At 54.1% G+C, this 19,137-nt stretch carries 13 protein-coding genes; 10 read left to right on the top strand and 3 right to left on the bottom strand.

Annotation, left to right across the window (positions count from 1 at the left end; translation table 11 throughout):
* The first annotated feature begins 310 nt into the window (after positions 1–310).
* From EIP93_RS17115 to EIP93_RS17080, 8 genes are all read left to right on the top strand, one after another.
* Positions 311–829, top strand: coding sequence for an Hcp family type VI secretion system effector (locus tag EIP93_RS17115; RefSeq protein WP_011095744.1), 519 nt, complete (start codon positions 311–313; stop codon positions 827–829).
* A gap of 179 nt (positions 830–1,008) precedes the next feature.
* Positions 1,009–3,045 (top strand): type VI secretion system Vgr family protein, encoded by a 2,037-nt coding sequence (locus EIP93_RS17110; RefSeq protein WP_125233017.1) that lies wholly within the window; start codon positions 1,009–1,011, stop codon positions 3,043–3,045.
* A gap of 9 nt (positions 3,046–3,054) precedes the next feature.
* Entirely contained in the window at positions 3,055–4,428 is a 1,374-nt protein-coding gene (locus EIP93_RS17105; protein WP_125233016.1) for a PAAR domain-containing protein, read from the top strand.
* Between the two features lie 80 nt (positions 4,429–4,508).
* Positions 4,509–5,207: an ankyrin repeat domain-containing protein gene (locus EIP93_RS17100; RefSeq protein WP_125233356.1), complete on the top strand. Its 699-nt coding sequence runs from the start codon at positions 4,509–4,511 to the stop codon at positions 5,205–5,207.
* A gap of 159 nt (positions 5,208–5,366) precedes the next feature.
* A complete protein-coding gene (locus EIP93_RS17095; RefSeq protein WP_125233015.1) occupies positions 5,367–6,323 on the top strand; it encodes a DUF4123 domain-containing protein in 957 nt (318 codons plus the stop codon).
* Entirely contained in the window at positions 6,320–7,237 is a 918-nt protein-coding gene (locus tag EIP93_RS17090) for a DUF4123 domain-containing protein (protein WP_125233014.1), read from the top strand. The genes EIP93_RS17095 and EIP93_RS17090 overlap by 4 nt, the downstream gene beginning before the upstream one ends.
* 20 nt (positions 7,238–7,257) lie before the next feature.
* Positions 7,258–12,396: an HNH/ENDO VII family nuclease gene (locus EIP93_RS17085; protein WP_125233013.1), complete on the top strand. Its 5,139-nt coding sequence runs from the start codon at positions 7,258–7,260 to the stop codon at positions 12,394–12,396.
* A gap of 9 nt (positions 12,397–12,405) precedes the next feature.
* Positions 12,406–12,870 carry an SMI1/KNR4 family protein gene (locus EIP93_RS17080; RefSeq protein ID WP_125233012.1) on the top strand — a complete coding sequence of 155 codons (465 nt, stop codon included), beginning with the start codon at positions 12,406–12,408 and terminating at the stop codon, positions 12,868–12,870.
* Positions 12,871–12,947: 77 nt separating this feature from the next.
* On the opposite strand, the gene EIP93_RS17075 is transcribed toward EIP93_RS17080, so the two are convergent.
* The 3 genes from EIP93_RS17075 to EIP93_RS17065 all read right to left on the bottom strand — a co-directional run bounded on the left by EIP93_RS17075 (position 12,948) and on the right by EIP93_RS17065 (position 14,108).
* Positions 12,948–13,292 (bottom strand): SymE family type I addiction module toxin, encoded by a 345-nt coding sequence (locus EIP93_RS17075; RefSeq protein WP_125233011.1) that lies wholly within the window; start codon positions 13,290–13,292, stop codon positions 12,948–12,950.
* The gene (locus EIP93_RS17070; RefSeq protein ID WP_125233010.1) at positions 13,289–13,618 is read right to left on the bottom strand and encodes a SymE family type I addiction module toxin; all 330 of its coding nucleotides are present in this window, start codon (positions 13,616–13,618) and stop codon (positions 13,289–13,291) included. Before EIP93_RS17070 ends, EIP93_RS17075 begins: the two co-directional genes overlap by 4 nt.
* A 76-nt stretch (positions 13,619–13,694) precedes the next feature.
* Complete coding sequence (locus tag EIP93_RS17065) at positions 13,695–14,108, bottom strand: helix-turn-helix domain-containing protein (protein WP_125233009.1); 414 nt, start codon at positions 14,106–14,108, stop codon at positions 13,695–13,697.
* A 194-nt stretch (positions 14,109–14,302) separates the two neighbouring features.
* Here EIP93_RS17065 and EIP93_RS17060 point away from each other — a divergent pair, with 194 nt between their 5' ends.
* Both EIP93_RS17060 and EIP93_RS17055 read left to right on the top strand, forming a co-directional pair.
* The gene (locus EIP93_RS17060; protein WP_420899352.1) at positions 14,303–18,646 is read left to right on the top strand and encodes an RHS repeat-associated core domain-containing protein; all 4,344 of its coding nucleotides are present in this window, start codon (positions 14,303–14,305) and stop codon (positions 18,644–18,646) included.
* Between the two features lie 11 nt (positions 18,647–18,657).
* Positions 18,658–19,128, top strand: coding sequence for a hypothetical protein (locus EIP93_RS17055; RefSeq protein ID WP_125233008.1), 471 nt, complete (start codon positions 18,658–18,660; stop codon positions 19,126–19,128).
* Positions 19,129–19,137 lie beyond the last annotated feature (9 nt).

Below are 19,137 nucleotides of genomic sequence, written 5' to 3'. Positions count from 1 at the left end.
AAATAGACTGATCTCTATTAATTATAGCTTTATTAATAGGCAAGATATTTAATTAATTAATACCTAACTCAAACTTTCAGCATAACTGCGCATTCTGCGCAACTTCTTGCTCACTTCCCAGTGGAAATCACTTTTTGCGCAATGGATGCCGTTTTTTCACGAGGTCTGCGCAACTTTTTGCTCAAATTTTACTTAAGGAAAATTTTAGTTAAGTCATTTCTTATTAAAAACAACAAGATAAAAGTTGGCATGTGGATTGCTATACAGAACGTGAAGTTATTCAACTCGTTCAACAACAAGGAGCAAGACTATGCCAACTCCATGCTATATCAGCATCGAAGGTAAAACTCAGGGCAACATCACCGCGGGTGCTTTCACCTCTGACTCTGTCGGCAACATCTATGTGGAAGGCCACGAAGACGAAATGCTGGTGCAGGAATTCAAACACGTGGTTACCGTACCCACCGACCCGCAGTCCGGTCAGCCATCCGGCCAGCGTGTGCACAAGCCGTTCAAATTCACCGTCGCACTGAACAAAGCGGTCCCGCTGCTGTACAACGCACTGTCTACTGGTGAAATGTTGCCAACCACGACCCTGAAGTGGTATCGCACCTCGGTGGAAGGTAAGCAGGAGCACTTTTTCTCTACCATCCTGACCGATGCCACCATCGTGGATATCGACTGCAAAATGCCACACTGTCAGGACCCGTCCAAGCTGGACTACACCCAACTGATTGAAGTGTCGCTGGCCTACCGCAAAATTGACTGGGAGCACACCGTTGCCGGTACCTCCGGCTCTGATGACTGGCGTGCGCCGGTCGAAGCGTAATCTTTCTGTTTCTAACCCGGGCTTGTCCCGGGTTTTCTGTTTTTTTCTTTGGCGTGAGTTGTGATGTGAGCAGGCTCAGACCACAACGCAGGTTTTCATTTTAATTAGGATAGCGACGTACCGCTCCAACGGGAGCGGGGGCGTGCGGTAGCCATGGCGAAGGAAAAAGGAGAAGGCAGGTGGCAAATAGCACAGGATTGCAGTTCACCGTAAAGGTCGGCGCTCTGGAGGCAGGCACCTTTGCGGTGGTGGATTTCAGGCTGGATGAAGGGCTCAACCGGCCTTTCAGCCTGTCGCTGAGTCTGGCGAGCGCGTTGCCGGATGTCGATTTCGGCGCGGTGCTGGACCAGCCGTGTGAGCTGATGATTTGGTATGAAGGCGAACTGAAGCGTCGGGTCAGCGGGATTGTCAGTGGCTTCACGCAGGGCGACACCGGATTCCGGCGCACGCGCTATCAGATGGAGGTCCGTCCGGCTCTGTGGCGACTGGGATTACGCACCAACGCCCGTCTCTTTCAGGCACAGAAGCCGGAAGCGATTATCGGGGCGCTGCTGGAAGAAGCGGGCATCACCGACTACGCCTTTGCGCTGCGCCATGAGCACGCGCCACGCGAATACTGCGTGCAGTATCGGGAAAGCGATTTAGCCTTTATCACCCGGCTGGCCGCCGAGGAGGGAATGTATTTCTTCCACGAATACGAAGAGGGAAAACACCGCGTGGTGTTTGCCGACGATGCGGGTGCACTGACCAAAGGCCCCGCGCTGTTCTTCAATCTGGCGACGCAGGGGCTGAGCGAGGGGGAATATGTCAGGCGTTTCCACTACGCAGAGCGGGTAAGCACCTCGGACGTCGAGCTGAAGGACTACAACTTCAAGACGCCGGCTTACGGGCTGTCGCACAAGAAGATGAGCAGTGAGCTGGCGCACCAGCGCGAAAGCTATCAGCATTACGACTATCCGGGTCGCTATAAGCAAGACCCGAGCGGCAAGGCGTTCAGCGGTTACCGGCTGGATGCGCTGCGCTCAGGGGCGGTAACGAGCGAAGGGGAATCCAACTGCGCGGGGCTGATGCCGGGCAATACCTTCACGCTGACGGAGCATCCGAATACGATGCTGAACGCAGTGTGGCAGACGGTGAGCGTAACGCATGTCGGGCAACAGCCGCAGGCGCTGGAAGAGGAAAGCGGTGGCGAACCGACCACCATGAGCAACAGTTTTGCCGTGGTGAAAGGCACGACGACATGGCGTGCAGCCATGCCATACAAACCGATGGTGGATGGCCCGCAAATCGCGACGGTGGTTGGCCCAGCAGGTGAAGAGATTTACTGCGACCAGTATGGTCGGGTAAAACTGCAATTCCCGTGGGATCGCTACGGCGCGAGCAATGACCAGAGTTCCTGCTGGGTGCGTGTCAGTCAGGGCTGGGCAGGCGGCCAGTACGGCATGATCGCCATCCCACGTATCGGCCATGAAGTGATCGTCAGCTTCCTTGAAGGCGATCCGGATCAGCCGATTGTGACCGGGCGAACCTTTCACGCGACCAACCCGACGCCGTACGTTTTACCGGCACATAAAACGCGCACGACGCTGCGTACCGATACCCATAAAGGTAGTGGCTTCAACGAACTGCGTTTTGAGGATGAGGCGACGCGTGAGCAAATTTATTACCACGCCCAGAAAGATATGGATGGTGTTATCAACAACATCCAGCGACAGAGCGTAGGGCGCGATCAGCACCTCAGCGTGGATCAGGATCAGTTCCAACGGGTCACGCGTCACCGCCATCGAACGATAGGTAAGGATGATTTTGAAAACATCGGTCAGGATCATCATCAGGAAATTGGTCGGAGTTTTATTCAGAAGATTGGTGCTTCGTTCAAACGTTTCATCGGCGGGGGAGAGATTACCCATATTGAAGGGAGCCGTCAGACCACGATGTCAGGCTCTGAAGAGACGCTGATCGGCGCGCACCAGCGTGTTCTGGTCAATACGGACAGCTATCTGAAAGCCGCAGATATCGTGCTGGAAGCGGGGCAGGCTCTAACCATTAAAGCGCCTGGCGGCTTTATCAAGATTGATAGCGCGGGCGTCACGATTTCTGGGACGATTGTGAAGATCAATGATGGCGGTGCGGCGGGTGTAGGGACTGCGCCGGTGTCGATTACGCCAGAAGACCCGACGAAGCCGACGCTGCCGGATGCGCCAGACAGACGTTAAGGAGGAACTATGCCAGGTGCTGCACGTTTAGGGGACAGCTGTGCGGGTCACGGTTGTTTCCCTGCCACCCCAATTATCGAAGGCAGCGGTGATGTCATCATCAATGGCAAACCGGCGGCCCGTAAAGGCGATGGAGTTTTGCTCCATGCCTGCCCTTGCCCAAATATGCCTCACGGTGTGCACAATCGTGCCATATCCGCGGGGTCCGGTTCGGTCATCATCAATGGAAAGCTGGCGGCGCGTATCGGTGATGCCATTGGCTGCGGTGGCTCGGTCGCTGCGGGGAGTGGGAATGTCATTATTGGCGACTCGCCCTATCAATCTCCGGTGAAACCCTGCGCTGAGCAATCGGCAAAAAGCCGTGCGCCTCTGCTGGCATTGACGCCGATGTTATTGCCGACGTTAATGGAGTGGGCTTCGGTCGCCGAGTTGCCCATTCTTGACGACCTGCTCACTATCGCCCAGCGTAAAGATCGCTATCTGGCGCGTGCCAAGTTGGCGACTGAAGCAGCGACGCTGCCGGGGTTAGCCGATGCGGCAAAGCGGCTGGCGTTTAATAACGACAGTATCTTACGCGCCGAAGCGGCCCAGTATGTTTATTCGGTCGATGAATTCCGACGAGGCGTGCTGGATAAACTGCCTAAGGCACCGGTTGGACTGGATATTCTGGATACGAGTCAGCTTCCTGGCCTGACAGACAATGATTTTATGGATAAGAAAACAGGGTTTGGTTCTGCCCTGTTCAAATCAGCAATTAATGGCGAAACGATGTTGACCTACCGGGGCACCAATAATGCGGTGACAGGCGTTAAAGACTGGTTGACTAACGCCACTCAGGGTATGGGATTTGAATCAGCGCAGTACAAACAAGCAATGGATCTCGCGACTCAAGTCAAAGATCTGATGCCAAATCCTCCACCTGTTATTGTTGGTCATTCTCTGGGGGGCGGGTTAGCCTCTGCTGCGGTCAGTGTGACAAAACTTCCTGGCTATACGTTCAATGCCGCAGGATTACATGAGAATACTGCCTTGCGAGGTGGTGGTGCGACATTGGCAGAAACAGCGTCATTGATTAAAACACAAGCGGTCGATGGCGAGATATTAACCATGGCACAAACCTACGGTAAGGCTTTGGTTCCAGGTTTACTGTCTGGCGCTGGCGCATTGATTGGTGGAACCGCCGGTGCAGTGCTTGGGGGAGTCATCGGTGTTGCAAAATTACTGGGAGGGGGTCTGCCGAAAGCCAGCGGTGATATGATGGCACTTCCCGCTGTTGGCGGTTCACCGATTGCGCGTCACGGTATGGATCAGGTGATTGCGGGTATTGAAAGCCAGAAAAAGGAAGATATCGGGAAGATAACCAATACATTCAGGGGAATATAATGCAATGGTTGGCACGTATAAAATGGGTAGGCGTCATTGTTCTGGGATTATTAACCGCTTGTCAGGCAGGAGGACACAGTATGCGGGCGAGTGAACTTTTTGAGCCCCCTGTGGTGGCGGTACTGGAAAGTATTCAAAAAGGTGACGAATCAGCAGCTCGTCATCAGCTGTCGCAGGGCGTTAACCTGAATATTCAGGGAAAAGAAGGCGTCACGCCGCTGCTGTGGCTGATTTATGAGACGAAGGATAAAAAGGCCGTTACGCTGGCGCTTAAACTGGGTGTCGATCCAAACTATAAAGACGGCTTTGGCGACAGCGCCGTCAATTCTGTTGCGGGCGCAAAAGATCCAGACTGGCTTCGTATTATTCTGGATGCGGGAGGCGACCCGAATGCAATTGGGCGTCGTGGTCAGCCTGCAATATTTAGTGCTATTAATGAGCAACGATGGGCTGATATTAAGCTACTCGTTGAGAAAGGGGCTGATCTGAATTTAGAAGATCAAAATAAAAGAAATAGTGCGCTTTACGCCGCTTATGTAAATGAATACGAAATTGTTTATTGGTTGATTGAGCAGGGCGCAAGTTTCGATACCTATTCTTCAACTGGCAGTAGTCTGGCGTGGCGTGTACACGACAGCTTATCCATTATGTCGCCTAAATCCCCTCACTACCCTTGGGCATTAAAGGTAAAACAGCTGTTGCTGGATCGCGGTGTTAAATTTCCACCGCTGTCTCCTACTGAAGTTCGGGAGCGCTGGGAAAAAGGACTGCCGTTGTAATTTCCTTTAGATTCACGGTTTGTATTATTCGTCCTACGTCATAAAAATAAACTGCACTTCCCGACCAGATAATCATGCTGATTATCTGGTCGTTGCTGTCATGCTTAATACACGCTCATCGTATTAAAAATTATCTCATTTATTTACAGGCAAATAACGATAATGGCAAACGGTTATACCCTGTTTGAAATCAGCCAGTTTAATGCACCTTTGTTCGCTATTATCTCGCCGTTGAATTATCCCAAATTACCTGAATATTGGCAGGCTTTTCAACCTGCGGCGTCGGATATATGGCAGCAGCTGCATTTTGGCAAGGATGCCGAAAACTGGCAGATGTGGGCGCCTATTGTGGTGAAAATAGAAGAAGGCAAACCAGGAGAAACACTGCTGCACTGGCTGCTTGAGACACCGCCGGATCGGCATAGTGGCGTAATTCTCATGCATGGTGAACTGACATTGCAGCAGGTGGCTGATTTCTGGCAGCAGCGCATTTCCTGTCTCTGGCCTGATGGCACTCGAGCACTATTTCGTAGCTATGCACCAGAGGTGTTATCGGCCTGGTGGTCCACTCTGGATCTTGCTGCGCAAACGGATTTTCTCGGCCCGCTGAATGATCTGTATTTGCCCATCGTGAATAGCGAACGTGGGGAGTATCAGCTATTCGCACAACAGGATATTAATAAAGAAAATAAGAACGATATTAATAGTACATACCAGATTAATTTAACACGTTATCAATATTATCTTCTCGCTAATGATAATCGCCTGCACCGATTAGCGAATGAACTGTTTCTTTTTGTTAGCGCGCAGTGTGTTTTTCCTCTGGATATTGAAATAGTAAAATCATGCTTTATTAGCGGTATTGTATTAGCCGGGAACTATTATCCGAAAGCCAGCGAAGCGGAATGTGAAGCCTGGTCTGCTCATCGCTGGGTGCTCGGTAGTGAATTCTATTTGCACCCAATCTTTATTCATCTGACTGAACGTTATTCGATCGCGGACAGTATTCGGATTTTTAAATCTGAGCCTGAACGTATTGAGAGTGTGCAGCTTAATTACCATCGCCCCGGTTGGATGCGGGGAGAATTACCTGACATACCGGAGGTCACGCTGTGAGTGTATCGCAACCTTTCCTTGAACTGATGCCGGAAGATGACGCCGCCTGGCAAGCGCGTATCGCTCAGGGCGGCTGTTTTGTTATCGCCGAAGCGTCGATGAACGATGCCGTGCCGTGGCTGGCCGAACGCTGGGGGGGCAGCCTGGAACAGACGCGTTTGTACTGGGGGGAAACGGGGCGCGTTCATGCTTCTGTCGCACCCTACTGCATCCCGCTTCACGCCGCTAACTGGTCGCAAGTGAAAGAACACATTATCACTCAGCCGGGCTGGGGAATGGGCCTGCAACTGGAATGGTTTATGCTGGCGTATTCACCGCTCGATCAACTGCTTGAGGTGACGAAGCATCTGCGACAGTGGAGCCTGGTGACTTCCCCTTCCGGGGAGAATGCCATCCTGCGTGTAGGTGACTGGCAGGTGGTGAATCAGCTGTTATCCGCCAGTTCCGCACAAGAAGCCTGCGCACTCTATGGCCCGATAGTCAGCTTCTGCGACATTTCCCCTGACGGCGCGGTACATGCCTTAAATCTCACCGTCCGCGAACCACACTCCATTCCAGACATCCTGCCGCGCCAACTGAGTGACGAACAATGGCAAGCCATCATGGTGCCTTACGGACATCACAATCTGGCGCGCTATAGGGAGCATCTACGTGCTTACCATGCCGATTGGCAAAACGCGCCTGATGATGAACTACAGGCGTTTACTCATCAGCAGACGGAACAGGCGAAAAACAACGGCTTTAACAACGATCGCGATATCGTGCGCTGGCTGGCATTGGCGACAGAACTCTCGCCGGAATTTATTCATCAGCCCTGGGCAAAAAACATTCTGGTACAGCCTGAATACATTGGCACGCAAAGCCGTATGGATCGCCTGTATCAGGCAGCCATTGACCATCTGGACGAAGCATAAAATAAAAAGGACGTCATTTCATGAGTCAGGATAAACAGGCAACGTTGCTTTCCAGCGAGGATGCAGCGAGTCGGGGTTTTAGCACGGATAAAAAAATATCAGGAGGCTGTGCCAAGTGTGGTTATGAAGTCCTGATTTATTACCATTATGACTCTGGGGAGCCGGTTCCCAATGCGCCATTTGTCCTCATCGACAGTAATAAAACGGAAATCCACGGGCAGACGGATGCCAATGGACTCTGCTTTATTTATGACATGGGGGGCGGCACGTTTGAGTTGATGCTTGAGGAAGGTGAGGATGAGTTTACACCGCAGGAAACCATCCAGAACAACCCTGTATTACAGTCAACTCCAGGTTATGCCGCACTAGCAGGTGAGTATTTCACGCTGTTCCTTCTCCTGCGTAAACAGGGGTTGGTGACGTATGACGCCGATGACAGCAGTGACCGACATATTGATATTGATGGTGCGGGAATATTAACGTCTATCCCAGATGACTATAAAAAGGCTTACAAGCGTTTCTGGGAACTGGATAAAAAGATTAACCGCGGTAATCGCCAACTGAAGCAGGCCATCAACAAGATCCACCATAGCCTCGCGGCAGAAACGGCGGATGCTAGTGGGGATGATAACGCCGCGCTCATGATGTTCTGCGAGATTATTCTGGGTTGTATTCCTGTCGTGGGGCAAGCGCTGGACGTGTACTCCATTGGTGAGTGGTGCTGGCAAACTCATGAAGATTCCGATTTGATGAAGGATCCGTTGCATGTGGCCGGTGGTGTCCTGTGTGTGATTGGGGTAATTCCCGGACTGGGTGACGCCATTAAGGTGAGCGGGCGGGCGATTATTAAAGCACTGAGAAATGCCTCCTCACCTGCGGCTGTGCAGTTTGCCATCAAAACGATCCGCAGCCTGTCCAACGGTAACCTGGTGAAAGGCGTCACCGAGCTGCGTGGGTTGCTGAAAGAGTACGGGCAGAAAGGCAAAGCGATGCTGTTGACTATGCAGCAGGCTTTGGTGACGGCAATGAAGGCCTCGGAGAAGGATGGCTGGATTGTTGCGCTGATGAAAGATCGGTTCAGCAAGATGCTCGACTATCTGGAGCAGTTAGTTAAACGTTACGATGAGGCCATTGCGACCCTTGAGAAAGAATTCGATAAGTTTATTCCTCTGATTGTGACACGGGTTTCCGGTAGTCCGCGGCCTAAAGGTTCCTTTGCGAAAAAGGCCGATGCCCCACCAAGCCATACGACGGCGGAAAGCAGGGCGGCCAGTCCATCCTCTGGTTCAAAGTCTGAGTCTGCCGATTCACCAACCGCAACATCACAAAGTGATGCCAAGCCTGATGGTGACAAAGGAAAAGATCAGCGGCCTAAAAAACAATCTCCAGAAGAAAATACGCCACACAAATCAGAAGCGTCAAAACCGGCTGATGCCATTGAAGAAAAACCCAAACCGAAAGCGCCCGTAGAGAAAAAAAGTCAATCCGCGCCGGCAGAAGCTGAAAACATTAATGCGGGCAAAAATACTGACAAGCCATCAGGGAAAAAGGGGGCGGAGGCGGAGGCGCAGTCGAATGATGGCAAGACCCCAGCAGATTCCAAAAACAGCAAAGAGAAAGGCGACCCGGTCGATATGGCAACCGGTGCCGTGGTGGAGAAACGTACCGATATTCAACTGGCGGGGTCGTTGCCACTGTCACTGCAACGCGACTATCGCTCGACGGGCGAGCGGTACGCCGGTTTGCTGGGGACACTGTGGCGCACCAACTGGGATATCAGCCTGACGCTCAACAACGGGGTAGCAACGCTAACGGATGGCGAGTTCAATCAGGCCTTCTTCACCTTGCCCAATGAGGGAGAAGTCAGCCGTTCGCCGTCCAACCTGCAATGGCGGCTGACTCGCCAGCAGGGTGAACTCGTCCTTCATCATGTTGATGGCCTGCGCTATCGGTTTGAGCATGCACTCGGTCTCCAGCTTTGTCTGACGTCGATTGAAGATACAGCCGGCAATCGGGTGACGTTCGAGTGGATGCTGAGCGACCTGTGCTGGGTTGTATTGTCCGACGGGCGCTTGATTCACGTCACAACGGAGCGCCGCAGGATAACGGCACTGACGCTGTGTACCCCGCAGCGTCAGCCCTTAAAAACGCTGGCCAGCTATACCTATGACGAACACGGGCATTTACTGAGTGTTCGGGCGGATGAGGGGCGCAATTTTGACTATCGCTACTCACCAGAAGGCTGGCTGCTGCGCTGGTCGGATTTAGGCTCGACCTGGGTTGAGCACGATTACGATAAAAAAGGCCGCGCCATCCGGGACAGAACCTCGGAAGGCTACTGGCCGGGTCACTTTGACTACGACGATGACACCCTGACCAGCCATTACCACAGCGGGTTTGGCGGCGTATTCAGCTATGTGCGCGATGAGCGCAATAATATTCTGCTCCAGCGCACGCCTGATGGCGGGGAGACCCGCTACGAGTGGGTGGATAACCAACTGGTGGCGGAGACCGACCCGCTGGGCGGCCGCACGGCGTATCAGCGCAATGACTGGGGGCAGGTGACCGAGATTACGCTGCCCGACGGCGCGACGCACCACTACGCGTATGACGATAACGGGCAACTGCTGGCCTATATCGACCCGCTGGGCAGTGAATGGCATTACCAGCGTAATGCTGCCGGGCAGGTTGTGGAAGTGAACGACCCGGAAGGGCGAGAGTGGCTGTATCGTTACGGTGAAACAGGGCAACTGTCAACCGTGATAGGCCCGGATGGTGTGTTGCAGCGTTACCACTATAACCGCCGTGGCCTGCTGAGCCGCCTTGAGCGGGATAATGCGCCAGCGGTGATGTTCCGGTATGACGACCTTGACCGCCTGACGGAGCGGCATATCGGGCATGAGGCGGGTGTGCAGGTGCGACGCTGGGAGTATGACGGCGTGCGCGAGTCTCCGTCGAAAGTGGTGTACGAAGACGGCAGCGAGACGCAGTTTGGTTACGATGTGGAAGGTAACCTGACGGCGGTGACGGATGCGCTGGGGCAGCGTTACCAGTTCCGCTACGGGGCGTTCGATAACCTGCTGGAAGCGACCGACCCACTGGGGACGACGGTGCGCTATCACTATAACGCGGAAGCGGAGTTCGCCGGAGTAACGAACAGTCAGGGACGGGACTGGACGTACGGCTTTGACCCCAGCGGTCGGCTGAGCGAGGAGCGACATTACGACGGGCGGGTGTACCGGTATCAGTACGATGTGGCAGACCGTCTGGTGCAGCGCACCGCGCCGGATGGCAGCGCACTGCACTACGAGCATGATGTGGCAGGGCGGATAACGCGCATCACCGCACAGAAAGCGGACGGGGAAACCGACGGCATTACCGAACTGGCGTATGACGTGGCCGGCCGGCTGACCAAAGCTGCCAGCCCGGATGCAGTGGTGGAATACGCCTATAACCGTGCGGGGCAGGTGACGTCGGAAACGGTGAACGGCGAGGCGGTGCAGAGCGGTTACGATGCGGGCGGTCAGCGTGCCGTGGTCGAAGGGATTCTGGCGCCGCTGCAGCTGGCATGGCAGTCGGGGCGGCTGTCGTCGCTGGGGATTGGTTCCCATCAGCCGCTGCAGTTCAGCCACACGGCGGCGGGGGAAGAGCAGCGGCGCACTAACGGCAGCGGATTTGCGCTACGCCATGAATGGAGCCCGACGGGGCTGCTACAGCGCCAGGCGCTGGAAGGGGCGGACGGCCGGGTGAATGACGTGCTGGAGCGTCGTTATCAGTACGATGTGCTGGACCGCCTGACGGGCATCAGCGACAGCCACTGGGGCGAGCAGGCGTTCCGGCTGAACGGGGCAGGCCAGGTGACGGCGGAGCGCCGTGATGAGGGACGGCGACGTCAGGCACGGCTGTTTGGCTACGACAGCGAACAGAACCTGTGCGAGGTGTCGCAGATAGCGCCGGGGCTGGGTGAGTCGCTTAAAGTGCAGGATGCGGTGGTGCAGGCGTCGGCACGGTACGATGCGGCGGGCCGGGTGGTGGAGCGTGGCCATACGCAATACCGGTATGACGATTGTGGACGTCTGGCGATGAAGCGGGAAACGCGGCCGGGGTTCAGGCCGAAGGAAACGTATTTCGACTGGGACGTGCAGGACCGTCTGGTACGGGTGAGCCTGCCGGACGGGGCGCGGTGGCGGTATCGTTACGATGCGTTTGGGCGCAGAGTCAGCAAGGTGCGCGAGGGACAACTCCCGTCAGCACAGGCGGTCGCGCGGGTGGCGTATCGCTGGGACGGCGACCAGTTGATTGGTCAGCAGCAGTACTATGCAGATGGCAGTGCGGCGCGGGAAGTGCAGTGGGTGTATGAGCCGGGAAGCTTCCGGCCGCTGGCGCAGGTGGAGGCACAGGGCGACAGCACGCAACTGCACTACATCGTGACCGACCTGGCGGGAACGGCGAGAGAGCTGTGCAGCGAGGAAGGGGAAATCCGCTGGCGCGGCGAACAGGGGCTGTGGGGCGCCCACCGCGAAGAGCGACGGCCTATCCCGCTGCGGCGCTACCTGGGTGATGCAGCGAACGAGGAAGTGTACTGCGAGCTGCGCTATCAGGGACAACTGTACGATGCGGAAACGGGGCTTTACTACAACCGGCATCGTTACTATGATGCGGATAGCGGACAGTACCTGTCGCCAGACCCGATAGGGCTGCTGGGTGGCCTGAGACCACAAGGATACGTCCATAACCCGTTAGAATGGGTCGATCCGTTCGGGTTGGATAAGAAAAATAAACGCTGGACGGCGAAAGAGGTTAATGGTCGCAAAGTTTATCAGCGTGACGATCTTTTTGATCCAGACCGTGTTGATAAATTTGGTGATAGTAATGTCGAAAGAATGCGGCAGGGTAACGCACCAATAGGACATGACGGTAAAGAAATAAACTTGCACCACCTTACGCAAGATGAACCGGGACCGATGGCCGAAGTATCTAGCACTTTCCATAGCAAAAACGATCGAACCCTTCATATGTATTCAAATCAGTGGGATAAAACGTGGGTCGGTCCTGACGGAGTAAGGCGGACATATAACAGTGCTCCTCCGTCAATGAATCGGGGTCCTTTTAATCAATGGAAGAAATCATACTGGAAAACAAGGTCACTTGATTTTTAGGAGGAATATATGAGTTTTCTTGATGAAGCAGAAGAAAAAATGAAAGTGAGCGGTGAGCGAATTCGGTTTACCGGTGGTGTTGGTGAAGAAGAAATAAAAGAGTTTGAAGCTTTGCTTGGAGTTTCTTTTCCTGAATCCTATAAGCTTTTTTTGAAAAAATATGGGGCATTATCTTTTTGTGGTGATACGTATTATGGAATTACCCAAGATGGTAGAGATGCCAATGAAGTTCCTTGTGTTTATTTTTCAACAAAAGATGCGAGAGAACAGGGTGATATCAGTGGTGCGATGATAAAAATAAAATCATCGGGTTATGGTCCTTCTTATTCTATAGATACTGATGTTACAGGGAAGGCAGGTGAGCCAGTGGTAGTAGAAACATCTTTAGCTTTTAAAATGCATGGCGAAAAAACTATTATTGCTGATAACTTTAGTGAGTTTTTCCTTAATCAAATAGAAGAGTCACTAGCTTAATTGCTTGTTGCTATGTAATTAACGCCGGAAGCGATCACACGATCCTTCCGGCTATTTTATTTTTAGTGGCTTGTGTATTACGCCAGCATAGTCTCTATCTCTGCCCGAATGATTATTTTACCAGGCAACACCTCAACGATTAACGGCTGGCCGAGCAACCCGCTCAGGGTAAGCCAGTCGCCCACCAGTGTCAGTTCGCCGTTGTCACTGACCCAGTCCGCGCCTTCCGCTTCGTTGCCGTCCAGTTCAGCCATCAGCGCGGCGATATCGGTATCCTCATCCAGTCGTGTCAGCATCAGCCCGTTGCGGTAGAGACTGATACGGAACAGGGTATTGGCGGTAAAGCCTGCCTGTGCCAGTTCGTCGCCTGTTAACGTCAGCTCCGGCAGGCCGCCGTGGTGGAAAGCGGTCTTGATACTCATCGCGCACTCTCCACGTTCAGGCCGCCGGGAAAGCGGTTGAGCCATTGGGTTGCTGCGCGTTCATCAAACGGGGCGATGCTCAGCGCTTGCAGGTTGCCCCAAAGTTCATGGATATCCTGTGTGGTGATGACAATGCAGCCGGGCATGATGCGCAGCCGGAGCGGTTGCCCGGTGGAAAATCCGGCATCCTTCAGCCACTGCCCGGCGATATTGATGGCGGGGGTGTCGTGGTTGCCCTTGATGGGACGATAGCCAACGCGGGTAAAGCGTTCGGCCTGAGAGATTTTAAAAACGGTGGTATCTGGCGTAGAATGCGCGTCAGCCATAGTCAACTCCTTCCAGTTGGTTGTGGTGAGCGGGGTTGCCGTGTTAGCGCACGTCAACCCCGCGTTAAAAAATCGTTTACGTTAGCCGCTCTTCTTGGTCAACAGGACGAATCGCCGATTCAACCCGGTGCTTCACAATTACCGCATCAATCAGCTTAATCACCGTCTCCTGCTCTTCTGGCTGGCACTGAGCCAGTGCCTTAAACCGTTCCATTAATCGCGTGTTCCTAATCGGTGTCTGCTCGTCATACGAACCAAGCAGCAGGTAATCAATGGTTGTGGTGAACAACTCGGCCAGTTGAATGAGCTTGTCTGCCGGAGGAATGTGCATCCCCGACTCATACTTGTTGTATTGGGAAAGCTGTAACCCAATCAGGGCGGCGACTTCCTTCTGTGTCTTGCGTTGCTGGTTACGCAATGCTTTAAGTCGTTGACCAAACGCCCGGCGCTGTTCTTCTGTCTGCATAGTCTCGTTTATCACGTCAGCCATAAAGGAACGATAAGTGTAATGTGTGTTCTGAGAATGGTGTTTTTTGATTTCGTAATACGATATTAAAATGCATCACTCATCGAATTATAACGAATCAGGAAACACAACTGCTTTAACAATGACCGAGATGTCGTGCGCTGGACGTGTACTCCATTGGCGAGTGGTGCTGGCAAACCCATGAAGATCCTAAACTGATGGACGACCCACTGCATGTGGCCGGTGGTGTCCTGTGTGTGATTGGGGTAATTCCCGGGCTGGGTGACGCCATTAAGGTGAGCGGGCGGGCGATCATTAAAGCGCTGAGAAATGCCTCCTCACCGGCGGCTGTGCAGTTTGCCATCAAAACGATCCGCAGCCTGTCCAACGGTAATCTGGTGAAAGGTGTCACCGAACTGCGTGGGTTGCTGAAAGAATACGGACAGAAAGGCAAAGCGATGCTGTTGACCATGCAGCAGGCTTTGGTGACGGCAATGAAGGCCTCGGAGAAGGATGGCTGGATTGTTGCGCTGATGAAAGATCGGTTCAGCAAGATGCTCGACTATTTAGATCAGTTAGTTAAACGTTACGATGAGGCCATTGCGACCCTTGAGAAAGAATTCGATAAGTTTATTCCTCTGATTGTGACACGGGTTTCCGGTAGCCCGCGGCCTAAAGGTTCCTTTGCGAAAAAGGCCGATGCCCCACCAAGCCATACGACGGCGGAAAGCAGGGCGGCCAGTCCATCCTCTGGTTCAAAGTCTGAGTCTGCCGATTCACCAACCGCAACATCACAAAGTGATGCCAAGCCTGATGGTGACAAAGGAAAAGATCAGCGGCCTAAAAAACAATCTCCAGAAGAAAATACGCCACACAAATCAGAAGCGTCAAAACCGGCTGATGCCATTGAAGAAAAACCCAAACCGAAAGCGCCCGTAGAGAAAAAAAGTCAATCCGCGCCGGCAGAAGCTGAAAACATTAATGCGGGCAAAAATACTGACAAGCCATCAGGGAAAAAGGGGGCGGAGGCGGAGGCGCAGTCGAATGATGGCAAGACCCCAGCAGATTCCAAAAACAGCAAAGAGAAAGGCGACCCGGTCGATATGGCAACCGGTGCCGTGGTGGAGAAACGTACCGATATTCAACTGGCGGGGTCGTTGCCACTGTCACTGCAACGCGACTATCGCTCGACGGGCGAGCGGTACGCCGGTTTGCTGGGGACACTGTGGCGCACCAACTGGGATATCAGCCTGACGCTCAACAACGGGGTAGCAACGCTAACGGATGGCGAGTTCAATCAGGCCTTCTTCACCTTGCCCAATGAGGGAGAAGTCAGCCGTTCGCCGTCCAACCTGCAATGGCGGCTGACTCGCCAGCAGGGTGAACTCGTCCTTCATCATGTTGATGGCCTGCGCTATCGGTTTGAGCATGCACTCGGTCTCCAGCTTTGTCTGACGTCGATTGAAGATACAGCCGGCAATCGGGTGACGTTCGAGTGGATGCTGAGCGACCTGTGCTGGGTTGTATTGTCCGACGGGCGCTTGATTCACGTCACAACGGAGCGCCGCAGGATAACGGCACTGACGCTGTGTACCCCGCAGCGTCAGCCCTTAAAAACGCTGGCCAGCTATACCTATGACGAACACGGGCATTTACTGAGTGTTCGGGCGGATGAGGGGCGCAATTTTGACTATCGCTACTCACCAGAAGGCTGGCTGCTGCGCTGGTCGGATTTAGGTTCGACCTGGGTTGAGCACGATTACGATAAAAAAGGCCGCGCCATCCGGGACAGAACCTCGGAAGGCTACTGGCCGGGTCACTTTGACTACGACGATGACACCCTGACCAGCCATTACCACAGCGGGTTTGGCGGCGTATTCAGCTATGTGCGCGATGAGCGCAATAATATTCTGCTCCAGCGCACGCCTGATGGCGGGGAGACCCGCTACGAGTGGGTGGATAACCAACTGGTGGCGGAGACCGACCCGCTGGGCGGCCGCACGGCGTATCAGCGCAATGACTGGGGGCAGGTGACCGAGATTACGCTGCCCGACGGCGCGACGCATCACTATGCGTATGACGATAACGGGCAACTGCTGGCCTATACCGACCCGCTGGGCAGCGAATGGCATTACCAGCGTAATGCTGCCGGGCAGGTTGTGGAAGTGAACGACCCGGAAGGGCGAGAGTGGCTGTATCGTTACGGTGAAACAGGGCAACTGTCAACCGTGATAGGCCCGGATGGCGTGTTGCAGCGTTACCACTATAACCGCCGTGGCCTGCTGAGCCGCCTTGAGCGGGATAATGCGCCAGCGGTGATGTTCCGGTATGACGACCTTGACCGCCTGACGGAGCGGCATATCGGGCATGAGGCGGGTGTGCAGGTGCGACGCTGGGAGTATGACGGCGTGCGCGAGTCTCCGTCGAAAGTGGTGTACGAAGACGGCAGCGAGACGCAGTTTGGTTACGATGTGGAAGGTAACCTGACGGCGGTGACGGATGCGCTGGGGCAGCGTTACCAGTTCCGCTACGGGGCGTTCGATAACCTGCTGGAAGCGACGGACCCGCTGGGGGCGACGGTGCGCTACCACTACAATGCGGAAGCCGAGTTCGCCGGAGTAACGAACAGTCAGGGACGGGACTGGACGTACGGCTTTGACCCCAGCGGTCGGCTGAGCGAGGAGCGACATTACGACGGGCGGGTGTACCGGTATCAGTACGATGTGGCAGACCGTCTGGTGCAGCGCACCGCGCCGGATGGCAGCGCACTGCACTACGAGCATGATGTGGCAGGGCGGATAACGCGCATCACCGCACAGAAAGCGGACGGGGAAACCGACGGCATTACCGAACTGGCGTATGACGTGGCCGGCCGGCTGACCAAAGCCGCCAGCCCGGATGCAGTGGTGGAATACGCCTATAACCGTGCGGGGCAGGTGACGTCGGAAACGGTGAACGGCGAGGCGGTACAGAGCGGTTATGATGCGGGCGGTCAGCGTGCTGTCGTGGAGGGGATACTGGCACCGCTGCAACTGGCGTGGCAGTCGGGTCGGCTGTCGTCGCTGGGGATTGGCTCACACCAGCCGCTGCAGTTCAGCCATACGGCGGCGGGGGAAGAGCAGCGGCGCAGTAACGGCAGCGGGTTTGCATTACGCCACGAGTGGAGTCCGACGGGGCTGCTACAGCGTCAGGCGCTCGAAGGGGCGGACGGCCGGGTGAATGACGTGCTGGAGCGGCGCTACCAGTACGATGTGCTGGACCGTCTGACGGGCATCAGCGACAGCCACTGGGGCGAGCAGGCGTTCCGGCTGAACGGGGCAGGTCAGGTGACGGCAGAGCGTCGCGATGAGGGACGGCGGCGTCAGGCGCGGCTGTTTGGCTACGACAGCGAACAGAACCTGTGCGAGGTGTCGCAGATAGCACCGGGTCTGGGTGAGACGCTGAAGGTGCAGGATGCGGTGGTGCAGGCATCGGCGCGGTACGATACGGCAGGCCGGGTGGTGGAGCGGGGCCATACGCAGTACCGGTATGACGACTGCGGACGTCTGGCGATGAAGCGGGAAACGCGACCGGGGTTCAGGCCGAAGGAAACGTACTTTGACTGGGACGTGCAGGACCGTCTGGTACGGGTGAGTTTGCCGGACGGGGCGCGGTGGCGCTATCGTTACGATGCGTTTGGTCGCAGAGTCAGCAAGGTGCGCGAGGGCCAGGTAACGTCGGCGCAGGCGGTGGCACGGGTGGCGTACCGCTGGGATGGCGACCAGTTGATTGGTCAGCAGCAATACTATGCAGATGGCAGTGCGGCGCGGGAAGTGCAGTGGGTATATGAGCCGGGAAGCTTCCGGCCGCTGGCGCAGGTGGAGGCGCAGGGCGACAGCACACAGCTGCACTACATCGTGACCGACCTGACAGGGACGGCGAGAGAGCTGTGCAGCGAAGAGGGGGAAATCCGCTGGCGCGGGGAACAGGGGCTGTGGGGCACCCACCGCGAAGAGCGACGGCCTATCCCGCTGCGGCGCTACCTGGGTGATGCGGCGAACGAAGAGGTGTACTGTGAGCTGCGCTATCAGGGGCAGTTGTTTGATACGGAGACGGGATTATATTATAATCGCCACCGCTATTTTGATCCTGAGACTGCGCAGTACATTTCGCCTGATCCCTTGGGGATCGCTGGGGGGATAAGGCCACAGGGTTATGTTCATAACCCGCTGGAATGGGTTGATCCGCTGGGGTTGGCCAAGGCTGGGTGTTTTGAAACTGAACATACCGTAGTCTCTTCAGGAAAAGCTCCTAAAACATCAACCCCTAATTCTATTTATGAGGTTTCCCGAGCTGATGGCTCAAGGAGTATTACTTACTACGATGATAAGGGAAGAACATTTTCTCGCGAAGATTATGGGCAGCAGCGTACACATGACCTTTTAGGATATGATGCGAATGGTAAGGTTCCACCTCATGAACATAGAATTACTTATAATGATAGAGGGTATGTGGATAAAAAACATTATCGTGAGCTTGATAAAGACGGAAAGGCTGTAGGTCCATGGATTCTAGATAAATAATAGGAGGTGGTATGTCAAACGATGTGTTTGGGTATATATATCCATCCCCTATTGGGGATGATTATAAAAAACTAACTGACTATATATCTAATCTTGATATAGGAGTGTTTAGAATTAGTAAGGATGAGCTTTATAATATTCCTCTTGAAATGATTCCTGAAGACGATGTTTTTGCGTTTTTAATTGGAGATAGGCCTGATTATCGTAATGCTACATATCTAATTGACTATTGTGAATATGATCCTGACTCATCAACCATTGGTTTTCCTAGTAATCCGAAAGATAGGTTAAATATACTTCTCAATGTGTTGGTCGATTTTTTTCTAATAGTTAATCCCGATAGGATGCTTGTAGCCTTGACTGATAGTAGCCAGATAGAAAGGATTAAAAAAATAAGATCATCGGAAATATATGATGTTATTGGTGGTGATTTTGAAATCTATCAAGAACCACCGGATACTCTTTATGAGATCGTGTGTTAATAAATTATG

Source organism: Pectobacterium versatile (assembly GCF_003932035.1).
Taxonomy (GTDB): Bacteria; Pseudomonadota; Gammaproteobacteria; order Enterobacterales; family Enterobacteriaceae; genus Pectobacterium; species Pectobacterium versatile.
The sequence above is the reverse complement of the archived record's forward strand: the minus strand, read 5'-3'. Positions and strand labels throughout refer to the sequence as shown.